Here is a 1,098-nt window from a genome sequence, read left to right as displayed (position 1 = left end):
CATCCAGAAGCTGGCCGGCGAATTTTAAACCGGGTTCTGGCTGGCTGTGGCTGCGTGAACTAGATACGGGATAACGGCAAGCTGTCTCTGCCAGAGAACTGGCTGACGCAGTGCGGCCTGACCGGGCAACCGCTGGCGATCAACGTGATGCCCGGCAAGGTGGTGATTCAGGTGCAACAGGATAATGTATTAGCGTAACAACAGATAAAAAAACCGGAAAGATCCAAATATTATCTCCCCGTTCTAATATTAGTCATCAATCATATCAAGAGATAACTGTGCTGCCTCTCGGATATCTTCATTCTTCGATTTTAGCGATATTTCCAAGCCTTTTTTTAGTTTGGCATCAGCGAATGCTGCTGATACTTGGGTAACCCAGTATCTTACATTGTCGGTTACAGATGGGTTTTCTAATGTTTTTTGTATTTCCAACACTACATCATCGCGATGGCATTTATAAAAAAAATCTTCTACTAATTGATATACTCCCCACCCATCTCCATTACCATAAGAGTTAAGGAATAATGAGATTGCCTCTTTGTCAGGATGAGCAATGAAAAACTTTCTTGCCTCATCATATTTATTAATTAGTTCTTGTGTTAAAACGTCATCATCCGGCATCGGTTGATTATGACGTAAGAAAGACAGCGCTTCATTTCTGTTCATATTCATAGCTCCATAGCTTTCCATAATGCTTTGTTTTGTTTGATTAGCTCAGACAACTGCCTATTAACAACGTCCTTACTATATCCAGCATTACGGAATATAGTTCTCAGGTCAACAATGTCTCTTGCTAGGTATTGCCTATTTGTTAAACCTCGGACAAACGGTTTTTTATATGTCCATGTTAATTCGTGCAGATCTTTACGCATGTTTATCGTTATTCCTCGAGCATGTGTCGTCGGACTAACAGCATTCTGAATAGCATGATGCGGTGTATGGGTTGGATTAAGACCACTCTTTATATTTGCTCCACGGACTTGGCTATATGTGCCAACAAATAAGTCCTCGCCTGGTTTCGCTAACGGTGGTTTAAGTTTACCAGCGTTTGCCAGTGGACAAGCTGCCAACCCTAAGGGATCTATCCATCCCAGCGGG

At 42.3% G+C, this 1,098-nt stretch carries 3 protein-coding genes; 1 reads left to right on the top strand and 2 read right to left on the bottom strand.

Annotated elements, in window-relative coordinates:
* Positions 1 to 63 precede the first annotated feature (63 nt).
* On the top strand, positions 64 to 198 hold the full coding sequence (locus tag ACQ4OC_RS19540) for a SymE family type I addiction module toxin (RefSeq protein WP_430971561.1): 135 nt from the start codon (positions 64 to 66) through the stop codon (positions 196 to 198).
* Between the two features lie 51 nt (positions 199 to 249).
* Here the strand turns inward: ACQ4OC_RS19540 and ACQ4OC_RS19535 are convergent, their stop codons facing one another.
* Positions 250 to 666 carry a hypothetical protein gene (locus ACQ4OC_RS19535; RefSeq protein WP_049602121.1) on the bottom strand — a complete coding sequence of 139 codons (417 nt, stop codon included), beginning with the start codon at positions 664 to 666 and terminating at the stop codon, positions 250 to 252.
* A 2-nt stretch (positions 667 to 668) separates the two neighbouring features.
* A partial coding sequence (locus ACQ4OC_RS19530; RefSeq protein ID WP_430971560.1) for a hypothetical protein occupies positions 669 to 1,098 on the bottom strand: 430 nt, incomplete at its 5' end.

The organism is Yersinia sp. J1, from assembly GCF_050586585.1.
Lineage (GTDB): Bacteria > Pseudomonadota > Gammaproteobacteria > Enterobacterales > Enterobacteriaceae > Yersinia > Yersinia entomophaga.
Note: the sequence above shows the minus strand (reverse complement) of the source record. Positions and strands in the feature narration are given on the sequence as shown.